Annotated in this window: 26 protein-coding genes; 6 read left to right on the plus strand and 20 right to left on the minus strand. The window is 43.0% G+C overall.

Going from position 1 to position 24,834, the window contains the following annotated elements; genetic code table 11:
- Positions 1 to 7: 7 nt before the first annotated feature.
- The 3 genes from JaK3_RS09290 to JaK3_RS10635 all read right to left on the minus strand — a co-directional run bounded on the left by JaK3_RS09290 (position 8) and on the right by JaK3_RS10635 (position 2,128).
- The gene (locus tag JaK3_RS09290) at positions 8 to 1,441 is read right to left on the minus strand and encodes a TolC family protein (RefSeq protein WP_068324629.1); all 1,434 of its coding nucleotides are present in this window, start codon (positions 1,439 to 1,441) and stop codon (positions 8 to 10) included.
- Positions 1,441 to 1,758, minus strand: a complete 318-nt coding sequence (locus JaK3_RS09295) for a hypothetical protein (protein WP_068324032.1) — start codon at positions 1,756 to 1,758, stop codon at positions 1,441 to 1,443. Before JaK3_RS09295 ends, JaK3_RS09290 begins: the two co-directional genes overlap by 1 nt.
- Positions 1,759 to 1,822: 64 nt before the next feature.
- Positions 1,823 to 2,128, minus strand: coding sequence for a hypothetical protein (locus JaK3_RS10635; protein WP_150114259.1), 306 nt, complete (start codon positions 2,126 to 2,128; stop codon positions 1,823 to 1,825).
- 293 nt (positions 2,129 to 2,421) lie between these two features.
- Between JaK3_RS10635 and JaK3_RS10690 the strand changes: the two genes are divergently transcribed.
- From JaK3_RS10690 to JaK3_RS10755, 3 genes are all read left to right on the plus strand, one after another.
- Positions 2,422 to 2,568 (plus strand): hypothetical protein, encoded by a 147-nt coding sequence (locus JaK3_RS10690; protein WP_161484712.1) that lies wholly within the window; start codon positions 2,422 to 2,424, stop codon positions 2,566 to 2,568.
- Positions 2,569 to 2,841: 273 nt separating this feature from the next.
- The gene (locus tag JaK3_RS10750) at positions 2,842 to 2,988 is read left to right on the plus strand and encodes a hypothetical protein (RefSeq protein WP_167345994.1); all 147 of its coding nucleotides are present in this window, start codon (positions 2,842 to 2,844) and stop codon (positions 2,986 to 2,988) included.
- 2 nt (positions 2,989 to 2,990) lie between these two features.
- Complete coding sequence (locus JaK3_RS10755; protein ID WP_167345995.1) at positions 2,991 to 3,167, plus strand: hypothetical protein; 177 nt, start codon at positions 2,991 to 2,993, stop codon at positions 3,165 to 3,167.
- Between the two features lie 225 nt (positions 3,168 to 3,392).
- Here the strand turns inward: JaK3_RS10755 and JaK3_RS09305 are convergent, their stop codons facing one another.
- From JaK3_RS09305 to JaK3_RS09335, 7 genes are all read right to left on the minus strand, one after another.
- Positions 3,393 to 3,767 carry a hypothetical protein gene (locus tag JaK3_RS09305; RefSeq protein WP_068324035.1) on the minus strand — a complete coding sequence of 125 codons (375 nt, stop codon included), beginning with the start codon at positions 3,765 to 3,767 and terminating at the stop codon, positions 3,393 to 3,395.
- Between the two features lie 2 nt (positions 3,768 to 3,769).
- On the minus strand, positions 3,770 to 6,892 hold the full coding sequence (locus tag JaK3_RS09310; RefSeq protein ID WP_068324039.1) for an efflux RND transporter permease subunit: 3,123 nt from the start codon (positions 6,890 to 6,892) through the stop codon (positions 3,770 to 3,772).
- Positions 6,893 to 6,900: 8 nt separating this feature from the next.
- Complete coding sequence (locus JaK3_RS09315) at positions 6,901 to 7,935, minus strand: efflux RND transporter periplasmic adaptor subunit (protein ID WP_068324041.1); 1,035 nt, start codon at positions 7,933 to 7,935, stop codon at positions 6,901 to 6,903.
- Positions 7,932 to 8,504 (minus strand): hypothetical protein, encoded by a 573-nt coding sequence (locus JaK3_RS09320; protein ID WP_068324044.1) that lies wholly within the window; start codon positions 8,502 to 8,504, stop codon positions 7,932 to 7,934. The genes JaK3_RS09315 and JaK3_RS09320 overlap by 4 nt, the downstream gene beginning before the upstream one ends.
- A gap of 10 nt (positions 8,505 to 8,514) precedes the next feature.
- Positions 8,515 to 9,801 (minus strand): TolC family protein, encoded by a 1,287-nt coding sequence (locus JaK3_RS09325; RefSeq protein WP_068324046.1) that lies wholly within the window; start codon positions 9,799 to 9,801, stop codon positions 8,515 to 8,517.
- Positions 9,802 to 10,398: 597 nt separating this feature from the next.
- Positions 10,399 to 10,911: a hypothetical protein gene (locus JaK3_RS09330; protein WP_062307365.1), complete on the minus strand. Its 513-nt coding sequence runs from the start codon at positions 10,909 to 10,911 to the stop codon at positions 10,399 to 10,401.
- Positions 10,912 to 11,106: 195 nt separating this feature from the next.
- Positions 11,107 to 13,299 (minus strand): heavy metal translocating P-type ATPase, encoded by a 2,193-nt coding sequence (locus JaK3_RS09335; RefSeq protein ID WP_068324048.1) that lies wholly within the window; start codon positions 13,297 to 13,299, stop codon positions 11,107 to 11,109.
- A 105-nt stretch (positions 13,300 to 13,404) separates the two neighbouring features.
- Here JaK3_RS09335 and cadR point away from each other — a divergent pair, with 105 nt between their 5' ends.
- Entirely contained in the window at positions 13,405 to 13,809 is a 405-nt protein-coding gene (cadR, locus tag JaK3_RS09340) for a Cd(II)/Pb(II)-responsive transcriptional regulator (protein ID WP_068324051.1), read from the plus strand.
- A 25-nt stretch (positions 13,810 to 13,834) separates the two neighbouring features.
- On the opposite strand, the gene JaK3_RS10695 is transcribed toward cadR, so the two are convergent.
- The 5 genes from JaK3_RS10695 to JaK3_RS09350 form a co-directional block, all read right to left on the minus strand.
- Positions 13,835 to 13,972, minus strand: a complete 138-nt coding sequence (locus JaK3_RS10695; protein WP_161484713.1) for a hypothetical protein — start codon at positions 13,970 to 13,972, stop codon at positions 13,835 to 13,837.
- 205 nt (positions 13,973 to 14,177) lie between these two features.
- Positions 14,178 to 14,306: a hypothetical protein gene (locus tag JaK3_RS10925; RefSeq protein WP_276203356.1), complete on the minus strand. Its 129-nt coding sequence runs from the start codon at positions 14,304 to 14,306 to the stop codon at positions 14,178 to 14,180.
- A gap of 47 nt (positions 14,307 to 14,353) precedes the next feature.
- Positions 14,354 to 14,557 carry a GDCCVxC domain-containing (seleno)protein gene (locus JaK3_RS10880; RefSeq protein ID WP_082784020.1) on the minus strand — a complete coding sequence of 68 codons (204 nt, stop codon included), beginning with the start codon at positions 14,555 to 14,557 and terminating at the stop codon, positions 14,354 to 14,356.
- A gap of 10 nt (positions 14,558 to 14,567) precedes the next feature.
- Entirely contained in the window at positions 14,568 to 15,578 is a 1,011-nt protein-coding gene (locus tag JaK3_RS09345) for an extracellular solute-binding protein (protein ID WP_068324632.1), read from the minus strand.
- 130 nt (positions 15,579 to 15,708) lie between these two features.
- Positions 15,709 to 17,274 (minus strand): ABC transporter permease, encoded by a 1,566-nt coding sequence (locus tag JaK3_RS09350; protein ID WP_068324053.1) that lies wholly within the window; start codon positions 17,272 to 17,274, stop codon positions 15,709 to 15,711.
- A 68-nt stretch (positions 17,275 to 17,342) separates the two neighbouring features.
- Between JaK3_RS09350 and JaK3_RS09355 the strand changes: the two genes are divergently transcribed.
- Positions 17,343 to 18,413: an ABC transporter ATP-binding protein gene (locus JaK3_RS09355; protein ID WP_068324056.1), complete on the plus strand. Its 1,071-nt coding sequence runs from the start codon at positions 17,343 to 17,345 to the stop codon at positions 18,411 to 18,413.
- Between the two features lie 716 nt (positions 18,414 to 19,129).
- Here the strand turns inward: JaK3_RS09355 and JaK3_RS09360 are convergent.
- The 3 genes from JaK3_RS09360 to JaK3_RS09370 are packed head-to-tail and all read right to left on the minus strand — an operon-like array spanning position 19,130 to position 22,048.
- Positions 19,130 to 20,092, minus strand: a complete 963-nt coding sequence (locus JaK3_RS09360) for a Bug family tripartite tricarboxylate transporter substrate binding protein (RefSeq protein WP_068324059.1) — start codon at positions 20,090 to 20,092, stop codon at positions 19,130 to 19,132.
- Between the two features lie 18 nt (positions 20,093 to 20,110).
- Positions 20,111 to 21,262: an acyl-CoA dehydrogenase family protein gene (locus JaK3_RS09365; RefSeq protein WP_068324061.1), complete on the minus strand. Its 1,152-nt coding sequence runs from the start codon at positions 21,260 to 21,262 to the stop codon at positions 20,111 to 20,113.
- Complete coding sequence (locus JaK3_RS09370) at positions 21,263 to 22,048, minus strand: IclR family transcriptional regulator (RefSeq protein WP_068324063.1); 786 nt, start codon at positions 22,046 to 22,048, stop codon at positions 21,263 to 21,265.
- Between the two features lie 146 nt (positions 22,049 to 22,194).
- Between JaK3_RS09370 and JaK3_RS09375 the strand changes: the two genes are divergently transcribed.
- Positions 22,195 to 23,397: a CaiB/BaiF CoA transferase family protein gene (locus JaK3_RS09375; protein ID WP_068324066.1), complete on the plus strand. Its 1,203-nt coding sequence runs from the start codon at positions 22,195 to 22,197 to the stop codon at positions 23,395 to 23,397.
- Between the two features lie 144 nt (positions 23,398 to 23,541).
- Here the strand turns inward: JaK3_RS09375 and JaK3_RS09380 are convergent, their stop codons facing one another.
- On the minus strand, positions 23,542 to 24,237 hold the full coding sequence (locus tag JaK3_RS09380; protein ID WP_240480931.1) for a sulfatase family protein: 696 nt from the start codon (positions 24,235 to 24,237) through the stop codon (positions 23,542 to 23,544).
- Entirely contained in the window at positions 24,183 to 24,614 is a 432-nt protein-coding gene (locus JaK3_RS09385) for a hypothetical protein (protein WP_068324071.1), read from the minus strand. Before JaK3_RS09385 ends, JaK3_RS09380 begins: the two co-directional genes overlap by 55 nt.
- Between the last annotated feature and the right edge of the window lie 220 nt (positions 24,615 to 24,834).

Genomic DNA, 24,834 nt, shown 5'->3' on the forward strand with positions numbered 1-24,834 from the left:
TTCTCTCTTAATGTCCCGCAGGGTTAGCTAACATTCCCGCACCTGTGACACTTGGCACCTGCAATATTGTTGGCCTACCGATTAAGGATGATTGCAATGCTGCATCCGTTAGCCAAAATTGTTGCTGAGCATTGATTGCTGAAATCACGGCTGAGACTTGATCCCTTGAGTCTGCGATCAACTCAAAGACACCAATAATCATGCCGTTATAGCGAAGCTGACTTTCTTCTGCAATTGCTTTTCGAACTGGAATAACTTCCTTACGATAATGTTGAGAAACATCGTAGGCAGTACGGTATGCGGAATAGGTCTCCCTTAGATTTGAGCTAGCATTTCGAGTCACGCCCTCTAGTCGATTAAATGCGGCCAAAGTTTGGGCATTCATCGCATCACGACTCATGTCACCCCAATCAAAAATGGGTAAACGAATCGATATCTCATAGCCTTGCTTTGGCGTACTTTCACCCGTTGATGAGTTAAATTTAGTGCCACGATTGATGCCTAACTCAATATCCGTAAAGCTCGTAATCGTATTAAGGCCTTGTGCTTTTGCAGCCGCTTCCAAGGTTGCTGTGGCAAGACGAATATCCAAACGCTCCACACCAGCTTGCTGGGCAATCCATTGGGCATCAGGGGGTTGTTTTGGTAAATCTGGGAGGCGATTAGGCAATTTCAACTCACCAGCCTGAAGCTCACTTAAACCAAGAGCGCGAACCAGCTCCTCCCTGCGACTAACTGCTGACTGCTTTGCATTGGCAAACTGCGTTGCTGAATCAGCATAAAACGCTTGCTGTCTTGCGCGGCTAATTTTGTTGAAATTACCAACCGCCTCCATACGCTTTGCCAATTCCGCACTTGCTTCAGCACTACGAAATACTTGCTCGGCATACTTCAAGGATTCTTCAGCAGAGACCGCACGAACCCAAGCCTGACGAACCAAAGTCACCTGATCAATAATTTCAGTAGTTAAGCGTAATTGCGCCTGCTCAATCCGCTTATCAGCAATTCCTTTGCGTTGGGGCAAAGTGATGAGATCCAATAATCCAAATACAAACCAACGATTAAATTCAATCTCAGGGCTGGTAACCATGCGCTCGAAGGCAAAGTACGGATTTGACATCCTGCCTGCCTGAGCAGCAGACGCTGCTTCAGACCAATTCTGGGCAATTAATGCTTGCACTGCTGGGCTATTAATTAAGGCAAGCTGAACGGCATCGCTTTGAGTGAGCTTTTTGGTTAGAAGCTCTTGAGCCCTAGCTTTAAGCGCATCACGTTCATCAGATGACTTTGCGAGCACAACCTGACCATTCGTAAACTTACTAGATTCGAGATTGGTTTTTTGCAAAGTGTCATCAATATTGACACTAGCGCAACCGGATAGAGCGCCGAGCAACAAGATCGATGCCAGCTTATATCGTTTCACAAAAGGAATATTGGCCATCATTTGACTCCCTCATGGTGGCTTTTTGAATGCCCTTCATTTGCAGGTAATTGATCGGATTGAGAGGCTTCTTTTGCATACGCTTTCCAGCCCCCAATCTTTTCGACCGTAGCATTAGCCTGCTTCCAGGAGATGACTTCCTCCTCAGAGTACGGCTGATAACCTTCAAATACCGATTTGTATTGCAGGGGCTGGGAAACTGCGAATGCCGAAGCGGTCGATGCCACTCCGTCCTGTGCTAATGCAACTGAACCACCCTGTAAGGCGAGCGCGAATAGAAATATTCCATTGCCTCGCATGCCTTTTAACATGCTCATAATTTCTCCAATAGACAAACACAGCGATAAAAATATCGCCAAATCTAGTTACTGCTGGGGAAATTTAAATCCGAGGGGGTTTGTAAATGCTGTCCAGCGATTGGCCAACAGCCAATGTGGGGGCGTATGCAGACAGATTTTCCGCATACTGCAAAGGGGTAATCACAGGTGTTGAACTGGTTAAGTTAGCGACACCAAAACAGCATTGGGCGCTAGTGTGGCACTTTGCAGATGCTTTTTTCGCGACCTTTTCTAAAGACGGGCTGCAATCATCGCATTGCTTATGCTGAGCATGTGAACCAGAGTGATCAGCATGTGACGCCGACTGGGATTGATGCTCATGGCCATGGTCAGGAACGAAAACGGGCATGCTAGCCGCATGAATGAGGCTAAAAAAGAAACTTAAACATAAGAAAACGCATACCTTCCGCATCTCTAAAGATTACACCCAATTTTTATATTTGTCACCCATGCTGGTATTTCCGCCCATTTTTTAAGCATGAGATATCCATTTCGCCGGCATCCCAAGCTCCAATAAGCCCAATAACTAATGGGCAGCCTTATGCCGAAAAAGATCCCTCCATCGTAAAAAGTTACAGCCAACACCTACAATGCTCCTAAACTAGCGCACTCTATTAAATGATTAAAAAACATATTAACTCCATGTTAGACAAAGCCGCCAAACTAAATGCTCAATGTAGCTGCATCAGCGTGGATAACAAGAAACTAGATATTGAAGTGCATCGCTTTATTGACGACTTAAGCCTTGCTGACACAACAGCAACACAGATAAGGGTAAGCTCCAGCTGATGGCACCTTATGTCTATCAGTGTTTTACGGTAGCAAACGCATTGAAATTATTCCCGGCAAAACATCCATCTGCGCGACAAATATGACTGACTTAATTGATGCATTGGAATTACTCAAGTCAGAGACTGAGGCTGGCAATTTAGACGTAGCGATTGAGATGGCTAGTGGCGCACTAAAAATGAATTTCAACAAAAACAAGTAGATAGCTATACAAGCGTTACTTTAAGTAACGCTTGATTTGTAAAAGCTTGATAAGAAAAGCTAAATATTAATATGAAAAGATATAAGGCAACAGTCAATGCAGCAGGGATGTGGGTGGAAACTATTCTCTACGCTCAAAACCAAGCCCAGGCATATCGGTTATTTCAAGCTATCTTTGGCGCAAATAACGTGCCACACCAACCGCTACAGATTGGATAATCATGAGGTTCAATGAAATTGCCCCACAAAAGCCATTAAGTCCAGAGCAAGCCAGGCTTAAGTCAATGAAAGATCGTGTAAAGCGCGATCAGCAAGCTGTAAAGGCTGAAAGGGCTAGGCAAAAGATTAAGGCTGGGCAGGCGGACCTAGCGAAAACTCTCTCATCTAGTCAAAAATAACCCTCTATATCAAAACCTAATAGCTACAGCCTCGTTGACGACTTCAATCTTGGACTTGCAGCAGCCTTATGGAAGAAAGAGGCGGCGCTATTGTGGTTAGGATTGAAGATGGCGCTAAGAGAGTAATTTATTCATCCTGAATAAATTACTCTCCCATGAACCCGAACTCCATATAATCATTCTAGCTATCTACCGTCTTAAAACCTAGATCAAAAAAGTGGTGTCTCAGTAAACATATCTAGCCGTAATGACTTGATTTTTCAATTTAATAATTGCAATTACCTTAGTACCCTTTTCTATATTAAATTTTCCTCTTATCTCAAAATTTTCCCTATTTGCAGCAAGCTCATATTCTTGCTTGCTTGCTCCATTTAGTAATGTCAGCTTTGCGTTTCCCCCATTAATGTCAATAGGCTTTCCATGATCTCGCACATAAATTTGCACTAAATCATTTTTTGCGACAAGCTCAACATCAATATCCTTGACTACAAATATTTTTCCTCCAAATAGAGGGGCATGATCATGCCTCCCGTCAGCATTTGCAATAGATGTAGTCGATAGAAAAATAACGAACGTTAATATAAGTGATCGAATTTTCATTTCTAATATCCCTCTTGTGCATTTGTAATTAATAATGATTTTTCAGCGTCATTCTTTCCATAGAGCCAAAACATAGCCGGCGTTAGAAAGGTATCTAATAAGGTTGAGCTAATAAGCCCAGAAAAAATTACAACCGCCACTGGATGCAATATCTCCGTTCCCGGCCGTTCCGCCTCAAACAGCAAAGGAGCTAAAGCAAATGCTGTAACTAACGCAGTCATCAAAACCGGGGACAATCTCTCAATTGAGCCTCTCACTATCATTGCCTTACTGAAGGACTCACCCTCTAGCCTCATCAGATTTAGGTAGTGGCTTATTTTCAATATCCCATTTCGCACAGATATACCAGCCAGCGTAATAAATCCGATGAGGGCGGCAATTGACAGTGGCTGACCAGATAGCCATAAACCAATGATTGCACCAATCATTGCCAATGGAATATTAGACATAATCATGAGAGATAAAAGGGTTGATTTGTACTTTGTATAAAGTACAGCAAACATCATTAACAATGAGCCAATTGATAAAAATCCAATCAACTTAGAGGCCATTTCTTGAGCGACAAATTGTCCTCCTAACGTAACGAAATAACCTTCGGGCATACGGAAATTATCGACTACAACCCTAATATCTTTTACTACGTCAGATAACGCCCTATTTGATGTATTTGCAGAAATGACAATTCGCCTTTTCCCATCATCCCTGCTAATTTGATTGGGACCATCGCTATCCTCCAAGGAAGCAATCTTTGAAAGCGGTATTCTTCCGAGTGGAGTATCAATTAAAACATCAGACAACCCATCAAGCGTTCGAGAAGTCTCTGGCAATTTCAGCACAAGCCCAAAACGTTTACTTCCCTCGATGATTTGAGAAAGGCGCTCCCCTTCTACTATTGACTGCAATACCTCCATGACTTGAGATGTGGAGACTCCATATTGCGATGCAAGGTCATAATTAATTCGTACTTTAATTTGCGGAGCTAATACTTGCTTTTCAATCTCTAAGTCTACGAGACCTGAAACTCCAGATAATTTTGAGCGTAATAAATCTGCTTGACTGCGCAAAATATCCAAGTCATCACCAAAAATCTTGATGGCAATTTGTGAACGCACTCCTGATAGCATGTGGTCGATTCTGTGTGAGATAGGTTGCCCTATCGCAATCGCAGCAGGTAAGTTCACCAATCTCTTTCGAATGTCATCTTGAATATCAGCCATCGATCTTGTTAATTCTTTTGCAGGCTTAAGTCCCACATCAAGCTCACTAACATGTACGCCTTCCGCGTGCTCATCAAGCTCAGCGCGACCACTCCTTCTGCCAACATAGGTCACCTCAGGGATTTGACGAATAAGTACTTCAGCTTGCCGCGCAATCGCTGAAGATTCGGTTAAGGCAACCCCCGGATTGAGTCTCAAACCTACCAATAATGTCCCTTCATTAAACGGAGGCAAAAAAGCAGTTGGCATTACAAAAATGCTGAGCCCAGAAACGAGAACCAAGGAAGCGGCGTAAACAATATATCTTTTTGGCGCCACCAAAAATCGATTGAGCATTATTTGGTAATGCGATTTAAGCCAAACTAGGATTTTGGTATCTCCATGGCTAGCCTGTTTCATGGCTGGCAATAGGTAATAACTCAATACTGGCGTAACCGTTACCGACACGATCAAAGAGGCCAGCGTAGAAACTATAAACGCTATCCCAAGAGGGGTAAACAATTTACCTTCAATTCCCGAAAGTGCAAATAAGGGAATAAAAACCAATACTATGATGGCAGTTGCGTAGATAATCCCGGTTCTCACTTCAAGTGATGCCATCCGCACTACCTCAATAATGCTGACACGCTCACCTTCTGGCTTATCGGTATTGATTTTCAGTCTGCGAATGATATTTTCAACATCAACAACCGCATCATCCACTAGTCCACCAATAGCAATAGCAAGCCCTCCTAAGGTCATAGTGTTAATGGAAAGACCAAAGTATTTAAAAACTAACGCAGTGATTAATATCGATATTGGAATTGCAGTCAATGAAATAAAAACTGGCCTGAATGTACCCAAAAACAGATACAAAATAATTGCTACAAAGATTGAAGCACCAATCAGTTTTCCCTCAAGTGTATTGATAGATGCCTCTATAAATGTAGCCTGCCTAAACGTCATTCTGGGCGCATTCATCCCTTCAGGAAGGCCTTGCTTTAATTGATTCAGTGCATTTTCAATTTTTAAACTCAAATCGATTGTGTCGGCCGATGGTTGCTTTTGAATTCCCAAGATAACTGCGGGACCCCCTTCATAACCAGCATCACCTCGCTTAACTGCTGGCGCAAATGTAACCTCAGCTATTTGCTTTAGCAAAATTTGCTGACCACCCTTTGTTGTCACTGCCAAGTTTCTCAAATCATCCAAGCTAGAAGTTCTGCCAATGTTACGAATCAGGTATTCCTTGCTATTAACCTCAATGAAGCCCCCAGAAGTATTCGATGAATGCCCCCTAAGAACCCCCTCCAGCTGCGATACCGTCACCCCTAGCTCGGACATTCGCCGCGTATTAGGCTGGACTTGAAATTGACGGACCTGACCTCCGATTGGAATAACCTGAGCAACTCCAGGAATCGCCATTAATCGAGGTCTTAAAACCCAGTCTGCATACTCGCGAACTTGCATTGGAGAAATCTTAGCCTCATCAATTGGGATTGCAATTTGCATAATTTCGCCCATGATGGAGCTGATCGGTCCCATTCGCGGTACAACCCTATCGGGTAACGTGTTTTCCATTGTGCTTAAACGCTCACTCACCATTTGACGGGCTCGATATATATCCGTGCTCCAATTAAAGGTGATGTAGATAAAAGAGAGTCCAGCGCTCGAAATTGATCTCACTGACTCGACACCCGGAAGACCATTCATTACCGTTTCCAATGGAAATGTAATTAATTGCTCAACCTCCTCAGAGGCCATTCCACCAGCTTCAGTCATTACAGTTACGGTTGGCTTATTGAGGTCTGGAAAAACATCTACCGGCATGCTCTGGAGCGCAAATGCTCCGTATGCCATGATGATTAATCCAATCAAGATGACAATCAGACGATTTTTCAAGCTAAAGTTTAATAGCCAGGTAAACATAGTAGCCCTTAGCGAATTTGATTAATTAAGGAAGCTGCGCTACTTACAACCCTATCTTGCGCAGACAATCCTGAAGTGACAACGACATACTTTCCATCGAGCGGCTCATATAAGACTACTTTTGGCTCAAACTCTTCTGGCGACTTCTTAATCCAGACAATGTTTTGATTAGCACCATTTTTAACAATTGCCGAGAATGGAATTTTGAAGCCTTTATATTTGGTCTCAGTACTAACAAACACTCTAAGCGGTTGACCAATAGGAATTCCTAGCAAATCATCATTTTTCCCAGAAAATGTAATGGGAAGTGCGAGCTCTCTCATAGATTGACCTCCGCCCAAATACTGAAGTTCAATAGTTTTTCCAGAATATTCAATGAATCCACCAGATATATTTTTGAGCATAGTGCCGTCATAAGCTAATGCCTCAACCAATAATCGACTTGGATTTACTACCTCGAAAATTAATTGCCTTGCCTCGACCACCTGCCCAGAAACAATGCCCATCGTCGAGATAATCCCCGAAACAGGCGCTCTCAATTCTTCATTGGCAACCGCGGCCTGAGCCTCCTCAATCGTTTTGCGAGGTACGGTATCACTTAACTCCCGCAATCGTTTTAAACGGCTTTCAGCTAAAGAACGGGTACCGCTAGGGCCAGCCTCTGGCGTTACGTAAGCAAGCACATCACCTTTCGTCACACTTTGCCCGGGCAATGGAAATCCTTTAGGTCCTGGTGTGATTCTTCCGGCAACAATCGCTTGAACCTTGCCGCCATAGTTTGGATCCATCATGACCTTGCCTGCCAAATCGAGTGTTTTAGGAAAATCGCCCTCTTGAGTCAATTCAGTCTCAACCTTCAACTGCCTTTGCGCTAACTTGGGTATAAAAAGATTGCCATTGGCTTGCCTTTTGGGAGTGTCAACACTCAGTGCGCCACTTGAATTCTTTTCATCCCCATGATCAGATCCTGCGTAGGACAAACTGAAAAAAAATAGTGCGGCCGCAATCAAAATAGGTTTAAATAATGTAATAAAGATAATCATTTGCGATCCTTAATTTGCATAAGTATTTTTTGTATTTTCGGGATGATTTGTCCGCGTTTAGAGTAAAAGCGCCAGGAAATCGCAAGCAGAACCAATACACCGATCGCCAACTTAGCAACCAACCACCAGCTAAATTTTGTAGAGTTGGTGTGTTGATTGACAAACGTAGTTGCAATAATGTCGCTTACATCACCATCAATAATGGTGATAGTTACAGGCACGAGATCACCCTTTAAGTTTTTAGCAAGAGGGCCCTCATAGACATTGCCAGGAGCTTCTTTGAGCTCAATTTTTTGGCCGTCTAGGTCAATATTGACTTGTGCAGCTTTCACAGGTTTGTTGGTTAAAAAATGATCTATGTAGAGTCGAATCAGCTTTTCATCGAAAACACCAACAACCTCATACATATCAGATTCTGCATAAAAACGGGGCAATGCTACCCCAACGGAATTAACTGCTTGACCAGCATCATGATCATGGCCCGGACCAGCAATAACTAAGTTTACAGACGCAGCTGACAGAAAAAGAACTGCGGAAAGTAGAATGAGTTTGCGTTTTAAATAATTCATCGATAAATCCTTATTCCGGTAACAGCCCAAGGGCTTGGCGTAAATTTGAAATGGCCACTGCGTAATTAATTTTTGCAACAGCAGCTTGTCGGCTTGCATCCGATGCCTCTAACTCAATACGCAATCTTGTAGGTAAATCCGTCTCACCAAATCGAAACGACTTTTCAAAAAAAGATCGTGTTTCATTAGCCAATACGGCTCTTTTTTCAGATGAGTCGGCTTTTAGTCGAGCAGTCTTTACCAGCAAAACACTTGACTCAATATTCGAGAGAGTCCTCTCCCTTTCAAGCGCCAACTGCGACTCAGCTTCTACCATTTCAGCAGTTGTTGTTGCTAATTTATTTTGATAGCGAGAATCCGAACCAAACGGAATGCGTATTCCTAGAGTAATGGATTGTTGAAATGGAACACCATAAACATCCCGCCCTCTTGTTGTCAGAAGTTGCAATTCCGGTGTTGATCGCGTTTGCGCTTTAGCTAGTGAAACTGCTTTCTTAGCTACCTCAAGCTGATCAAGTAATGCTGCTACTACTGGTAAATTGAAATCTAGACTCGATAAATTATCCGGAACCTTTGGGATTGGCTCAGCAAGCTGATTTAATAATCCGGTCTTGATAGATTTTTCCACCATACCAACACCCAACAATGAGCGAACTTTTTGCTCTGCATTGATAAAGTTGGCTTGAGCTTCAGCTAGACTTGCTTCTGCATTGGCTAATGCGCCATTAGCTTGATGCAAATCTGCACGCGATAAGTCTCCAGCCCTAAATCTTTTTTCTACATCAAAACTTAGTGCCTTTGCGTTTTGAAATCTACCATTAGCCAAATCTAACTCTACGTTAGATCGTTTATATGACCAGTAAGCATCGCGAACTTCAGCGGCCACTTTCAGTTGAATTAGAAGATACTGAGAAAGCAATCTCTTATATTCAGCATCCGCTAACCCAATAGAATTGGCGCGCTCACCCCACAACCAAAGCGGGATGCCCAGCCCCGCAATGGTCTCGCTTGCACCTTGATTGCTATTCGCTCTATCAGTTTTTTGAGCGATCTCAATAGATGCAGGGCTAGCCAAGAAGCTACTTGCAATCTTTTGCTTCGCTAATGCAGCATCCACTCTGAATTGATACGATTTTGACTCAGGCTGACGCTCCCAAGCTATTTCATACAGGGACTTTAATTCGTTCTTATTCAGCTTTACATCATCGGCATAGGCAAATATTGACCAGAATATCGATGGAATGCAGAGCATCCAAACAGAAAAATTTCGCCACAACGGCATTTTCTCTCGAAACATAACAACTCCATTTGATTTAACAATTGAGAGTTGACGAGAATTTTTTAGTTGAGTTTAGGGATGGTTCTCGCCAACTTAAGCGAGAGGAATCCAATTGGGCTTATATGGCGGAGGGATACTAAGATCGGGGAAATGCAGATCGATAGCTATTACAAAGTGAAGCTTATTTAGAACAAGATAACTTACGCTGGATTCGGTGAAAAAGGACGAGTGGGTTAAATGACATGTTCCGCAATCAGAATCATTCACTAAATTTGACCCGGCCTTTTCTGTGGGCCCTTTATGGTCATGCTCATGGTGCCCCGGGTGAGAAATGGTGGACTGCTCATGAAGGCAATAGCTCGCAACTGCTGCAAACGACGTTTGCAGCCCAATAAAAAACACAGCAGCGAGAACTATTAATTTTTTCACAATCTTAATTTAGCACACTTCTTTAATTCGTGCACACCCTCCAAAATGCATAAAAATAGGCTGATAATTGGCTTTATTGGGTTAAGCGGACCAACGGACAATTCATCTGCTGATCCGAATATTTCTTAATATGATACTAGGCAATCATTTCACGATAAGTACAAGAGCCTAGCCTCCCACTATTTACTATTTGGGCTGATCCATCCACATGTAATTTTGTTGCATCATTTGATTCATCATGTTTTGCTGCATGCCCATGTATTGATCCATCATGTATTGGCGTTGCTTTAACTGCTCGGAAGTTAATTTTGAGTAATAAGGCCCCATTCCATTCCAACCCATCATTGGGCCCATCATATGGCCGCCCATCATGCCCCCATTGCCACCACAACACCCCATCATTCCCGAGTTCCACATGCCTTGCATCATATTCATATTGCCTTGCATTGTGTTCCAGTGATTTTGCATGAGCTTTTGTCTTTCTTGAGGATCTTTAGTGGCACGAATCTTATCCATCTGCTCTTGCATCTTTTTAAAGTTCTCCTGGATTTGAGCCGCCTGCTTGTCAAACTCTGCAACATCAACATTTTTTTGTTGGGTCTGCGTAGTCCTAGTACCCGCCCCTGCTGGTTGCGCTATGACGTGCGTACTCAATAAAACACCTAAACTTAAACCAGCAATCCATCCTAGTTTTTTCATCATAGCGCTCCTTCTGTTGAATGCTTAATTTTCAAAAACAATCATGTCTGCATATTCCATTGAGATCTTATTTTTGGCGTCTGTCAATCACGCAAGTTGATAAAAATCACAATTAGCTTGATTTTTTCAATAAATTGATCTGGGATCGCCAGGATTGAGCATTTCCACTAACCCTTAACCGTTGCTTAAAACACTCTAATTACGCAATAGCCGCAATCCGTTAGCCACTACCAACAAGCTAGCTCCCATGTCAGCAAAAACTGCCATCCACATAGTTGCCTGTCCTGTAAAAGTCAGCACCAAAAATATCGCCTTAATGCCAAGCGCCAAGGTAATGTTTTGATACAAAATATTGGCCGTTGTTTGGGATAACCTAACAAAGCTAGGTATCTTTCTTAAATCATCATCCATTAATGCCACATCTGCTGCCTCAATAGCTGTATCAGTTCCTGCGCTTCCCATGGCAAATCCAATACTTGCCTTTGCTAAAGCTGGCGCATCATTAATGCCATCACCCACCATACCAACCTTGCCATCAGGATTTTTGTTTAGTATTTCATCAATAATTTTAAGTTTGTCTTCAGGTAATAAATTGCCCTTAATTACGTCAACACCCACTTCCTGGCCAATAGCTTCTGCCGTATAGACATTATCACCAGTAAGCATCATCGTTCTGATGCTCAAATGATGAAGGTCTTTAATGGCTTGCTTGCTGGTATCCCTCACTGTATCAGCGACTGCTATCAATGCTAATACTTGTGATGAGTTAGTAAGCATCACTACGGTTTTACCTTGTTGCTCTAACGGAAGTAGTTGAGCTTCAATTTCAGGCGAGCATAAGCCTAGCTCCTCAATCAGGCGGTGATTACCCAGTTGATAAGTAACCCCTTCAAGAGTGCCTCGAACTCCTCTGCCCAAGATGGCCTCAAACTTATCCACTTCAATTAATGAAAGATTGTTTTCCGCAGCACTATCGGCAATCGCTAAAGATACGGGATGGTCTGAACGAGCCGCTAAGCTGGCAGCAACTTGATGCGTATGCTTGGCCTCACCGCCCAAAATAATTAAATCGGTTTGCTTAGGTTTGCCATAGGTAATCGTTCCTGTCTTATCCAGTGCCAAAACTTTCATATGGCGTCCCATCTCAAGAAAGACGCCGCCCTTTACTAAGATGCCTTTACGTGCGGCAGCAGCCAATCCACTAACAATCGTCACTGGCGTGGAAATGACCAAAGCACATGGGCAAGCAATGACTAACATCACTAACGCTTTATAAATCCAGTCATGCCACGACATATCTAGAGCCAACGGAGGAATGACAGCCACCAATACCGCAATTAAGAAAACAGTTGGCGTATAAATCTTCGCAAACTGGTCAACAAATCTCTGTGTTGGGGCACGACTGCCCTGAGCCGCCTCTACCGCATGAATAATACGGGCAAGCGTAGAGCCTGTTGAGGTTGCTGTCACCTTAAACTGAAAAGAACCTGTTTGATTAATGGTTCCCGCAAAAACAGTATCGCCTTGCACCTTATCAATTGGCAAACTCTCACCCGTTATAGGCGCTTGATTGACTGTTGAATTCCCGCTTGTGAGTACGCCATCTAACGCGATACGCTCCCCTGGGCGAACTTGAACGATTGAGCCTAAGGTAATGGATTTGACTGGAGTTGGCAACCAACTGCCATCAACTTGAAGCACAGTAGCTATCTCTGGCGTTAAATCTAATAAGCCACTAATCGCATTACGAGCACGGTCAAGGGACTTAGCCTCAATTAATTCAGCCATTGAAAATAAGAACATCACCATAGCGGCTTCAGGCCAACTACCGATTGCCATCCCACCGGTCACCGCAACCGACATAAGGGCATTGATATTTAGATTGCCATTCTTTAGGGCAATCCAACCCTTTTTATACGTTGTTAGGCCACCACTAGCAATAGAGAATATAACCAAGGCAATCACAAGATACTGACTACTAAGTTGGTTTACCTCAAATGGGAAGAACTCAATTAACTCAGCCAAAGCGGCCGTCACACCAGCGATAGCTAGAGGCCACCAATTTGTTTTGGCTGGCTGTTGATGTCTGGAGCTTTTAGTGGGCGAACCCTCTTCAAGAAACGCTTTCATGCCAACACTCACTAAAGCAGATTGAATTGTCTCAAGCGAATCTAAGTTATGACTTATCGAAAGTTTTCGTTGAATCAAGTTGAAATCTAACCCCGCAATGCCTTCAACCGTAGCTAGCCTCTTTCGGATTAACGCCTCTTCCGTTGGGCAATCCATATTCTCAATATGAAAGACGGCTTTATTCCCACCGAAAGATGTCGCTGATGGTTGTGGTGCGGCAGGCGAAGAGCAACCGCAAGAGGATTGGCACTGACTCATTTCAATAACCTAACTATTTTTAACATTTACCCATTAAAAAGCCTATAGTAGCTATAGAGTCAAGAAATTAAAATAGTTAAATCAAATGCTGTTGAGGTAAACCAAATGAAAATCGGTGAATTAGCCAAAGCCACAGATACTCAAGTAGAAACCATTCGCTTCTATGAGCAAGAGGGCTTGTTAGCGAAACCTGCGAGAACAGATGGTAACTTTCGGATTTATGAGAATCAGCACCTAGAGCGTCTTATCTTTATTCGTCACTGCCGCTCATTGGATATGGCTTTAAATGAAATAAGGCAACTGCTCCGCTTTAAAGACTTACCCAATGAAAACTGCGGCTCTGTTAATAACTTGCTAGATGCTCATATACAGACCGTCACTAACCGCATTAAGGATTTGCGACAGCTTGAAAAGCAACTGAAGGGGCTTCGTGAGTTATGTCAAGTTAATCAAGACTCAGCCCATTGCGGAATTCTCAATGAATTGTCGCAACCCATGAAATCACTATGAGGCGACTGCTCGCCCCATAGTTTGATTATTTCTTATTAAAGAAAAGATGTTTGACTAAGGCGGCTATAGCTAGAACCAAGGTAACTGAAACCAAGATGCCAATTATTCCTACGCCACCGCCACTTGAACCACACATGTTATCCATCATATGACCACCATACATATCGACCTCCTTATTGATGAACTACTAGATTCATCCTATGCCTATAAGTGGCTGCTGTCTATCGTAATCAACAAATTTTTGCCCCCATTTTGAAGAAACGGCAGTCAACAGAGATTGAATTTGCTTCAACTGAATTACTTTAGGAAATGTCCTTTTAAAAAACATCATAGGTACTGACCTTAAATAAGACTTGATTAATCAGCGCTTAATCGTTGCGATAAGTTCCTTGAAACTCACGACTTTCAAGTTGCTCCAACTCCAAAGCTCTCTCGGCTTGAGCTTGTTTTTCTTCTTCTGAGAGATTCTGGATTGGTTGATTAGCACTATTTTCCATGGATTTAGCTTATCTTATTCATACTAAAGAATCTAGTTCCGGGACATTTACCCGCAACACCCATTATTTTCTTGTATTGGCGGACAAGGAACATCACCATAACTACAGTAAACGCAACAATCGCCAGATTTGGGCTTAAGAATTGCCTTACAACTAGAGCATTCATAAAAGAATTGGCAACTGTCTGTTGGCATTTGCTCTATCTTCTGGGCGCCACACTTGGGGCAAGTGATTGTTGAGTTGAGTTTCATGCATTAAAGTTTATTTATAGCCAACTCGGTCAAGCAATCTTTGGGCGGCAATCTGATTCTTGCCAATAGCCGCAATAGAAATATTTTCCGCTTTGAATGACCCTAGCATTTTGAGCCCTTCATTTTCGATCTTAACAGATTTAACGACCGGCCATTCATTATTGCCATTCGCAAAATATTCTTGGGCGGAATCACTAGCTAGATACTCTAAAAACTGAATTGCTGCTTGTGGGTGAGGTGCATTCTTTGCCACACCACCACCAGCAATATTAATATGCGTTCCACTCGTTTTTTGATTGGGCCAGATAAATCCAATTTTCGAAACAATGTCTTGGTCCTCCGGTTTAGTTGAGCGCAAAAGCCTCACTAAGTAATAAGAGTTCGTTAGGGCAACGCCACACTCGCCCGAGGCTACCGCCTTAATTTGGTCAGTATCCCCACCTCTTGGGGGGCGAGCCATGTTCGCCACCATTCCCTTAGCCCATTCTTCGGTAGCCGCTTCGCCACGTCGCTCAATCATTGCGCCAATTAATGAGAGCATATAAGGATGGGCTCCTGAGCGGGTGCATACTTTGCCTTTATTCATTGGCTCTGCCAGCTTTTCATAGGTATCTACATCCTGCGGATTAACTTTAGCCTTGTTGTAAACCACCAAGCGAGCCCTAGTTGAGAAACCGAACCAAGTTGACCCTTCTGGATCTGGCTTAGAGCGCAAGTTTTCCGGGATACGACTCTCCAAATATTTTGAATGAATGGGCTTAAAAAAACCATCAATCTGTGCACGCCATAGTCTAGCGGCATCGACCATCAATATAACGTCAGCAGGACTATTGGCACCCTCGCTTTTCAATCTCTCCCCCAAGGCATTGTCGTCCGCCTCAATACGATTAATTTTGATGCCAGTCTTTTTAGTGAAGTCACTATAGAGCGCCTCATCCGTCTGATAATGCCGCGCAGAATATAAATTTAACTCTTTGACGCTCGATTGAGCTTGAGCTGAGCCAATGAGACAGCAAGACATTAGCGCCAATAAAAGACTGGAGATTTTTGAAAATAGTTGAGTTGTCATTTCTGTATTTACGATGAAATTGAGGTTGATTCAATTTATCACAAATAAGAATGATTATCAATTAGAATTAATAGACGACTACTTAAGGCCTTGCAATTGCCTTTGAAAGTACAAGAACTGGAAAAAGCCCCACTAAAACAATGGTTAAGGAAGGCAGGGCTAGCTCAGATAATCGCTCATCTGCGGCTAATTGATAAGTAGCTACAGCTAAGGTATCAAAGTTAAATGGACGTAACAACAAGGTGGCTGGTAATTCTTTCATTACATCTACAAATACAAATAAGCCTGCAGTAATCAGGCTACGCTTGAGTAGTGGCACATGCACTCTTCTCAGAATTTGAGTCTTAGAGAGCCCCAATAAAGCAGCCGAACCATCCATGGATGGCGTAATGCGCAAAAGACCCGCTTCTATGCTTTGCAAACTAGAAGACAAAAAGCGCACCAAGTAGGCATACACCAGCACCAAAATACTGGCTGACATCCACCAAGCTAAATGAAAAATCTCTAAGAATGAAAGAATGCCAATAGCCAATACTGCGCCCGGTAATGCATAACCAAATCCAAGCAATCGATTTACCCAAGCCAAGCGGGGATTCACCCTGACAGCGTAAGCAAAAAATACCGCAAGAGCAACTGAAATCAAAGCGGTCGCAAACGACACCGAAAGCGAATTACTTAACCAATCTAGATAGCGTATATCAACACTGAGGCCTTGCTTGTAAAGCAATTGTAATAGTGCGAAGGCTGGCAACAAGAAGCCAAAAAGCAATGTGAAACCACAAAATAAAAATGCAAAAAGAGAATGTCTGCCATGTAAACGCTTGGTAGTTGGCCTGCCTTGGGATGAGCTTGAATAGCGTAATTTAGAGCGACTACTTTGTTCAATAAAAAAGATTAGCAATACAAAACCGAGTAAACCTAAAGCTAGTTGCACTGCGGCTAAACGATCGCCAAAAGATAGCCAGGCCTTAAAGATGCCGGTGGCAAAGGTTTGTACCCCAAAGTAAGAGACAGCACCAAAATCAGCCAAAACCTCCATCAAAGCCAAAGCCATTCCCGCAAAGATAGCAGGTCTTGCCATCGGCAACACTAGCTTTATAAAACCTTGCAGGGGACTGTAGCCTAGAGTTTCAGATACTTCGATCAAGCGGCGACTGCGCTCTAAAAAAGCGGTACGAGTGATGAGATAGACGTAAGGAAAAAGGCAGAAAGAGAAAGACCAAATCGCACCACTCAATGACCTTGGGTCAGGGAAAAACCATAGTGAATCTAGACCCAGAAAAGTACGCAATGCCGACTGAATGGGCCCAGAAAACTGCAGAAGATCTACAAAAAGATAGGCCATTACATATGTGGGCACAGCCAAAGGCAGAATCAAGGCCCACTCAAATACCTTCTTGCCAGGGAAATCGTAGCTCGCAATAATCCAAGCATTACCTACGCCCAGAATAAAAACCCCCATGCCAACACCAGCTATAAGCATTATGGTTGAAGCAATGTAACCGCTCAAAACAAAATTCCATAAGTGATTCAACGTACCCACTGCCGGAGCATCACCGCCCCCCAAGCCCGGAAATAGAAATGGCGCCGCTAAGCCGAAGAGCGGCAAAAATAACAATAAGGCAAGTGGCACCACAATACGATTCATGAACTCAGTAATCCGTTTAGACTCTAGCTATGCATTAAACCATTAGCATTAATGAGAAAATTATAGGGATGAACTCTGTGCACCCGCTGCTGTCAATTAAGAACCTAGAGATCGACTACCCCAGTCGGGATGGTCATGGCCGCGTTACCGCAGTCAAAGGACTCAATTTAGCTCTTGGGCAAGGTGAAATTGGATGTCTCTTAGGGTCCTCAGGCTGCGGAAAGTCGACCGTTCTAAGAGCGATTTGCGGATTCGAGCCGATTAAGACGGGGGAAATTCAACTACGAGATATAGTTGTTAGCTCGCAATCCACTCATATTCCTCCGAATCAAAGACGGGTTGGCATGGTCTTTCAAGACTTTGCGCTCTTCCCCCATTTAAATGTTTTGGAGAATATTGCATTTGGCTTACAGCATCTTCCAAACAATCAAAGAACTAGCCTAGCCATGGAGTGGCTTCAAAGAGTTTCACTCACAGATAAGGCTGATGCTTATCCCCATGAATTGAGTGGCGGCCAACAACAGCGGGTTGCACTTGCTAGAGCGATGGCACCAGAGCCCGATTTAATTTTGCTCGATGAACCCTTCTCAAGTCTTGATATCGAATTAAGGGAGCGCCTTGCTAGTGAAATGCGTGACATTTTGAAGGCAAACAATATTACCGCCCTACTAGTTACGCATGATCAATATGAAGCCTTTGCAATTGCTGACAAGATTGGTGTCATGACTGAAGGGAAAGTAATTCAATGGGATGCCCCTTATGAGCTTTATCATAAGCCCGCCAGTCGTTATGTAGCTGATTTTATTGGCCGTGGTATTTTTATCAAAGGTATCGTCCAACCAAATAACAAAATAATGATCGAAATCGGCGAACTCGAAATAGACAAAGATCACGCAAAAGATATTGGTAAAGAAATTGATGTTCTATTACGTGCGGATGATATTCAACATGATGACCGCAGCCCCATGCAGGCTGAAGTTGTCCGTAAAATCTTCAGGGGTGCAGACTTTTTATACACACTAAAGCTTGCATCGGGCATTGAAATATTTGCCTATGTCCCAAGCCACCATGATCATGCCGTTGGTGAAAAAATTGGCATCCAATTGGTTGCTGACCACGTGGTAACATTTGACCCCTAACTTAGAGCTCCATTCATAATTTGTTGTTTTATACGACACACCCTTGCGGGCTCAGTAATTACCACTCCAGCCTCTTGAATTGCCACAAAAATTTATTAGGTAGATCTATTGCTGCTCCAGCTTCAATATTCACTCAAAATTGACGGACTCTTTGTGCTAGCTTTAGTAAGTCGGCTTCTAATCAGGACTTTTCATCCCTTGATCGCTAATTCGAACCTTCCGACCCACCAGCTATACAAAAGCCCCTGGAGAAAACTAGGGGCTATTTCTTTTAAGTCATATGGATTACTAGGAAAATCTAGAGCGGCCTCTCGCGGCTTGTTTCAGATACAGGAATATACCTACCTCCCAAGACTGTTCCCAAACTGACCACCAATTTTGACCCGATTTTCAATCGCACAGTCAATCGCACAGTCATTTTTTGGTCGTACAAATCACTGATTTATATAGGTTTTTGAAGAGGCACGACTTCTTTTAATCCGTTGGTCGCGAGTTCGAATCTCGCCTAACCCACCAGTTATACAAAAGCCTCTAGAGAAATCTAGGGGCTTTTTCTTTTTGGGTTGGATAAATGTAGTGGCTGTTTAGAGCAATAGGCGATCTATTGGACCGAAGTGGGTCAGGATGGAAGGCGCTGGGCGACCGTAAGCGACTTGCAAGTGTCGCGTTTCGCGACACTATAGAGGATGGCTTGTCGGGAAATCCGACAAACATGATTAGTCAGGCTTAATATTTCTCTTTGCAACCAAAGCTCTCCACTTTGCAATATCGTCCCGAACATATTTTGAGAACTGTTCCGGAGTTCCGCCTACTGTTTCCATACCCATATCAGCAAATCGTTGTTTGATCTCAGGCTGAGCCAAGATTTCATTGATATCCTTGTTTAGGCGATCAACAATTTTTACCGGCAGTTTTGCTGGACCAACCAATCCAAACCATGTGTAAACCTCTGTATTTGGGTAACCCAACTCACCGAGAGATGGCACATCTGGCAACAGCGGAGATCTAGTAGATCCAAATACTGCAAGAACCCGAATCTTTCCATTCTTAATATGAGGTAGTGGTGAGATGATTGGGTGAACGCCTGCATCAACCCTTTCTCCCAAGATATCGGTAACTGCGGGAGCATCACCTTTATACGGAATGTGAGTGAGATTTGATTTAGCGATATTGTTAAATAACTCTAAAGCCAAATGTGGTGCGGTACCATTTCCGGGGCTCGAGACATTAAGTCCATTTGGCGATTTTGCTGATGCCGCTAGAAGTTCTGCGACATTCTTGATTGGTGAATTAGCAGGCACCATTAAAAACAGTGGAGCTCTTACCGTTTGGATAATAGGAGTGAAATCCTTCACCGTGTCATAAGGAAGCTGTCCATATAAAGCAGGATTAGTTGTGTGTGGCGCCGCCACCATAATGAAGTTATAACCATCAGGCTCTGCCTTAGCAATCATTTCTGAGGCAATGCGTATATTCGCGCCAGGCTTATTTTCAACAATAATCGCTTGTGAAAGTTTCGGGCTTAGCTTTTCAGCTATCACTCTTGTGGCGATATCGTTAGAACCCCCAGGTGCAAATGGGGAAATGAATCGTATTGATCGATTTGGCCATTCCTGTGCATTTGCCACTCCGACACATAATGACGCAATGCAAATTGCACTAACAATATATTTTTTCATAAAAAATTTCCTTAAGAATTACTTCAAAATTCGCTTAGCAATATTAAGCAGGTGAATCTGACTAGTGCCCTCATACAGGCGAAATAAACGCACATCTCTGTACAACATTTCTATCGGACCCCCGATATCAGCACAATACCCCGCGCCACCAAAAATTTGAACCACTCGATCTGCCACTCTGCCGCACATTTCAGAGGCATAGTATTTGCAAATTGATGCTTGGGTAGTGACATCCTCGCCTCGATCTCGTGATCTTGCTGTTTCTAGCACCAGGCTTTTTGCAGCCTCAATCTCCACTTTGCTTTCCGCCAGCATTGCCTGAATTAGCTGGAACTCTGATATTGGCTTACCAAACTGCTCACGAGTTTTCACATGTCTTAAGGCTTCATCCAACAATCGAATAGCTGGCCCAATACATAATGCCGCTAAATTGATGCGCTGTTTATTCAAGGCCTTCATGGCTGTTGCAAAACCCATGCCTAATTGACCACCCAATACATTGTCAGAACTTGCGAGAACATTACTTAAATACACTTCAGATACCGGCGATCCAGATTGCCCCATTTTCTTATGTTCTAGACCCGTCGATATTCCTGGAGTTTCTCTCGAAATTAAAAATGCGGTAATCCCTTTGTGGGATAAATCATTTAAATCCGTTCTTGCAAAAACCGTAAATAGATCAGCAATCGGCGCATTGGTAATGTAGCGTTTTGTGCCGTTGATTAAAAATTGATTATTTCCATCACTTACTGCAGTAGATTGCAATGCTGTTGCATCCGATCCGGCCTCTGGCTCCGTTAAAGCAAGGCATCCAGTAATCTCGCCCGATGCCAATCTTGGCAACCACTGCTCTTTTTGGGCGCGGGTTCCATCCTGTACCAAACCCTCAGATCCAATACCAGTATTCGTGCCAGCACGTGCCCTAAATGCAGTGGCGGCCTGCGATAACTCAATATTTGCAAGCGCCAACTCTTCTGTAGTTAAGCCACTTCCACCGTACTCTTTGGGGATGCTCCATCCAAAATAGCCATTAGCCCTCATCTGATTAACAATAGATTCAGGAATCTTATTTTCTTCTACAACCTGGGCCTCCGCAGGAATTGCCACCTCTCGAACAAAACGGCGAATATTCTCTAATCGCCTATTGTTAACTTCAATATCATTAATCACTTATCGCCCTCTATTCATATAAGTTACCCCGCCATCTCGTTCAATATTGCGCTTTGCCTCAAATAAATGTGGAATAACCGTTTTAGCAATATCAGCTTGCGAAAGCTTTGCGCCACTAATCGTGCAATTCAGAGCAACCAGAGGATCATCGCTACTCCCCACACGCAGTGGTACCGCTACGGCATATACATCGCCTTCCCAGTCCCCTCTACTTAAACAATAGGCATTTTTTTCATAAAATTCTTGATCGCGATAAAAGCAGCTAATGTCTCGTCGATACTGAGATGGGTCGGCTATTTTTAGGCGATTCAAGATTGCTTTTTGATCCGCCCCTGTCGATGCAAGCAATAATGCCCGCCCAATTGAAGTTGTAAGCAAAGGTCGGCTACTTCCAATATCAGGCTTGAGAAAGTTCTTCTTATCCAAACGCAAAGCATCCACATAAACCACTTCCAAGCGCCCTAGCATCCCTAAGTTAACTGTCCACTTCGTCTTGGCAGCTAACTTTTCCATATGAGGTCTGGCAAGATGGCGAATATCCATGCTGGCCAACATTGGGTATCCCAACATCAGTACACCAGGACCAAGACGATATTTTTGCAATCGCTCAACTCGCAATAAATATCCCAACCTCTCTAAGGTGTAAGTCAAACGCGAAATGGTTGCCTTAGGTAGTGATGTTCGTTCGCAAAGTTCGCGATTCCCCAAAAGCTGATCAGCCGGGGTAAATGCACGAAGCACCTCCAGACCCCTGCTTAAATTGATTGCAAATTGACGATCAATCATGACAGTTCACGCTATTTGACATAGAGAGATCATCTTCTTTTTTGATTAAATCCACAATTCATTTTATCCTTTGTTTCGCTGTGCGAAACAGTGGCACAATAAAAAATAACTTCGGTTTAATCCCTTTTTATTTGCTTGGTGTTTACATGACTACTCGCCCCCCATTACTTAAAGATGTGCGCATTATTGATTTATCAACAGTAATTGCCGCCCCATTTGCCTCAACCCTATGCGGCGACCTTGGAGCAGATGTGACAAAAATTGAGCTACCCAATGGATCTGATGCCCTTAGAGGATTGGCGCCAACTACGTCTGAGCATGCGCTCTATTGGAAAACAGTAAATCGCGGAAAAAAAGGAATTACCCTTGATGTAAGGAACCCGAAAGGTAAGGAAATATTTCTAAAGATTCTGAAAGATACCGATGTACTAGTAGAAAACTTCAGAACTGGCACATTAGATCGCTGGGAGCTTGATTTGAAAACCCTATTAAAAGTCAACCCAAATTTACTAGTTCTCCGATTAACTGGATTTGGACAAACTGGTCCCTACGCAGAACGTCCAGGGTTTGCCAGAATATTTGAAGCCATGAGTGGATTAACCAATCTCATTGGCACTTCCGAAAGTGGCCCACAGCATCCAAACCTGCCTATTGGAGATTTAATTGCGGGCCTGTTTGGGGCATTTAGCATTGCTTCAGCCATAGCATCGTTAAGGAGAGACCCCTCTCAGGGTGGATTTGAAATTGATCTATCTGCAACTGAAGCTTTATTTAGACTGCTAGACCCTCTTGCTGTTGAATATGAATTCTTGGGCATCAACCGAAAGCATGAAGGCAATAGAGCAAGCTATACCGCCCCATCAAATATGTATCAGACCAAGGATGGAAAGTGGGTAACCCTGGTTGCATCCTCGGATGCAATATTCAAGAGATTATGCAACGCCATCAACAAATCAGAATGGATAGATGATCCAAGATTCACAAGTAATCCTCAGCGCTGCAAAAACGTAATAGAGCTAGATAACGGAATTGCTGGCTGGTTTCAGAACAACACCTATCAACAAGTTGAGATTACATTAAATGAGTCAGATATTCCATACACAAAGGTATATGACATTGAGGATGTCCTCAAAGATCCTCAAGTTAAAGCTAGGCAAGGGATTATTCGACTAAATGATGCTGAATTGGGAAGCATCCCAGCACCCTGTGCAGTACCCAGAATTCCTGAGATTTTAGATATCCCAATTAAAACTGGCCCTAAAACTGGTGAAGATAATCAATCCTTCTATACAGCTCTTGGATTTTCAGAAGAAGAAATTAATCGCCTGAAGAATGAAAAAGTAATTTAACCCTTGGAACGGGAAACTCTAATCTCGCCCGACCGACCAAGATATATATGGCTTTGAAGGCGAAATATCTTTTAAGCCATTTCTTTTTTTGCTGCAGTAGGCATGGGCACCAAAAAAACTTAATGAAATTTAGATTAAGAGAAATTAAGACTCGACTTTGCCAAAATACCACTTTCCATTTCTGATAGGCATATACAGGCCATTATCAACACCCACCTCTGTGGCAATGATCTCGTTTAGTTTTTGATTCAAGAAGAAAATAAGCTCATGATTTTTATTTATTTCTAAAGCTAAATTATGGACTTCCTCAGGGTCATTGTGGAGGTCGTAAATTTCAAGATCATTATTTGCCATTAACTCTTCAAGAGATTTTGGAGTATTAAAGTTATTAGGAGCGAAATATCTTGAAAACCGATATCGTCCGTCAAAATAACTTCTGATAGATGTTCGATTTGAAAAATTAGGCGGATACTTTTCAAGCATTGCCAATTGCTGACTTGAAGTAAGAGAGTGATATTTCTTTGTATCAATAGTCATTCCAGCCCAGCGAACATCTTGATATGAGAGCATGTCAAAATTAAATAATATCGAGGGGCGCAAAGTATCAATGCTTGCCTGATTAGGATTCTTCAATAGCCTCGAAAAATCCCTTCCCTGCAATCCAACACTAGCCTTTTGTCTTGCTTTTTCATTCAAGCCGGTTAAGCCAATAATAGTTGGGGCAATATCAAGCTGAGAGGTCAAGGCTTTGCACTCTGACCCTCCAGGATATGCGGGATGAACAATCATGAGCGGAATATGATTTTGTTGTCGATAAGCAGTTGTTCCCTTGCCTCGCAACTGATGATGCCCTGCCAGCTCACCATGATCAGCATTGAAAATGATAATGGTATTTTTTCCATATCATTTTGTTTAAGAATATCTAAAACAGATTGCACGCGAAGATCGCAGTCACGAATTGCATTGAAATAGTAATCTTGAAGCGCTTTCCAACGACGATCCTCATCTGGCCATTGACCCACCATTAAATCTTGTATTGCTTGATATATTTTTTGACCAACCGGACGACCAGGAGCATCGAGTGACTGAGATCTTGTGGACGGCAAAGGAGCATCCCATGTCGCGCTGTATATTTCATCTTGAGGTGCCCTGGCAATATTCAAGGAGTGCGATTTTCCTTGAATATTTTCACCCGGCAAATCAGAATTAAAATACATTACATCGTGAGGGTTGACAAAATTTACAGCCAAAAACCAAGGCTGTCCTTTTGATTTTAATTCTTGCGCCCTGGTTCGAAACCAAAGCTAAGTAATTTAATAGAGAATGGTAAATTACTCGAATACAGCTTGTATAAACTTCAATATCTCCAAAACCCATGTCAGATAAAGCCGCCGAACTCAACGCCCACTGCAGTTGCATCAGCGTAGATGAACAGAA

Origin of the sequence: Polynucleobacter yangtzensis, from assembly GCF_001595965.1 — a bacterium.
In the GTDB taxonomy this organism is placed as follows: domain Bacteria; phylum Pseudomonadota; class Gammaproteobacteria; order Burkholderiales; family Burkholderiaceae; genus Polynucleobacter; species Polynucleobacter yangtzensis.

Coding starts and splice junctions, on each gene's coding strand:
- JaK3_RS09290 (WP_068324629.1), bottom strand. CDS start 1,441: ATGGCCAATATTCCTTTTGTGAAACGATATAAGCTGGCATCGATCTTG.
- JaK3_RS09295 (WP_068324032.1), bottom strand. CDS start 1,758: ATGAGCATGTTAAAAGGCATGCGAGGCAATGGAATATTTCTATTCGCG.
- JaK3_RS10635 (WP_150114259.1), bottom strand. CDS start 2,128: ATGCCCGTTTTCGTTCCTGACCATGGCCATGAGCATCAATCCCAGTCG.
- JaK3_RS10690 (WP_161484712.1), top strand. CDS start 2,422: ATGTTAGACAAAGCCGCCAAACTAAATGCTCAATGTAGCTGCATCAGC.
- JaK3_RS10750 (WP_167345994.1), top strand. CDS start 2,842: ATGAAAAGATATAAGGCAACAGTCAATGCAGCAGGGATGTGGGTGGAA.
- JaK3_RS10755 (WP_167345995.1), top strand. CDS start 2,991: ATGAGGTTCAATGAAATTGCCCCACAAAAGCCATTAAGTCCAGAGCAA.
- JaK3_RS09305 (WP_068324035.1), bottom strand. CDS start 3,767: ATGAAAATTCGATCACTTATATTAACGTTCGTTATTTTTCTATCGACT.
- JaK3_RS09310 (WP_068324039.1), bottom strand. CDS start 6,892: ATGTTTACCTGGCTATTAAACTTTAGCTTGAAAAATCGTCTGATTGTC.
- JaK3_RS09315 (WP_068324041.1), bottom strand. CDS start 7,935: ATGATTATCTTTATTACATTATTTAAACCTATTTTGATTGCGGCCGCA.
- JaK3_RS09320 (WP_068324044.1), bottom strand. CDS start 8,504: ATGAATTATTTAAAACGCAAACTCATTCTACTTTCCGCAGTTCTTTTT.
- JaK3_RS09325 (WP_068324046.1), bottom strand. CDS start 9,801: ATGTTTCGAGAGAAAATGCCGTTGTGGCGAAATTTTTCTGTTTGGATG.
- JaK3_RS09330 (WP_062307365.1), bottom strand. CDS start 10,911: ATGAAAAAACTAGGATGGATTGCTGGTTTAAGTTTAGGTGTTTTATTG.
- JaK3_RS09335 (WP_068324048.1), bottom strand. CDS start 13,299: ATGAGTCAGTGCCAATCCTCTTGCGGTTGCTCTTCGCCTGCCGCACCA.
- cadR (WP_068324051.1), top strand. CDS start 13,405: ATGAAAATCGGTGAATTAGCCAAAGCCACAGATACTCAAGTAGAAACC.
- JaK3_RS10695 (WP_161484713.1), bottom strand. CDS start 13,972: ATGTATGGTGGTCATATGATGGATAACATGTGTGGTTCAAGTGGCGGT.
- JaK3_RS10925 (WP_276203356.1), bottom strand. CDS start 14,306: ATGGAAAATAGTGCTAATCAACCAATCCAGAATCTCTCAGAAGAAGAA.
- JaK3_RS10880 (WP_082784020.1), bottom strand. CDS start 14,557: ATGAAACTCAACTCAACAATCACTTGCCCCAAGTGTGGCGCCCAGAAG.
- JaK3_RS09345 (WP_068324632.1), bottom strand. CDS start 15,578: ATGTCTTGCTGTCTCATTGGCTCAGCTCAAGCTCAATCGAGCGTCAAA.
- JaK3_RS09350 (WP_068324053.1), bottom strand. CDS start 17,274: ATGAATCGTATTGTGGTGCCACTTGCCTTATTGTTATTTTTGCCGCTC.
- JaK3_RS09355 (WP_068324056.1), top strand. CDS start 17,343: ATGAACTCTGTGCACCCGCTGCTGTCAATTAAGAACCTAGAGATCGAC.
- JaK3_RS09360 (WP_068324059.1), bottom strand. CDS start 20,092: ATGAAAAAATATATTGTTAGTGCAATTTGCATTGCGTCATTATGTGTC.
- JaK3_RS09370 (WP_068324063.1), bottom strand. CDS start 22,048: ATGATTGATCGTCAATTTGCAATCAATTTAAGCAGGGGTCTGGAGGTG.
- JaK3_RS09375 (WP_068324066.1), top strand. CDS start 22,195: ATGACTACTCGCCCCCCATTACTTAAAGATGTGCGCATTATTGATTTA.
- JaK3_RS09385 (WP_068324071.1), bottom strand. CDS start 24,614: ATGTATTTTAATTCTGATTTGCCGGGTGAAAATATTCAAGGAAAATCG.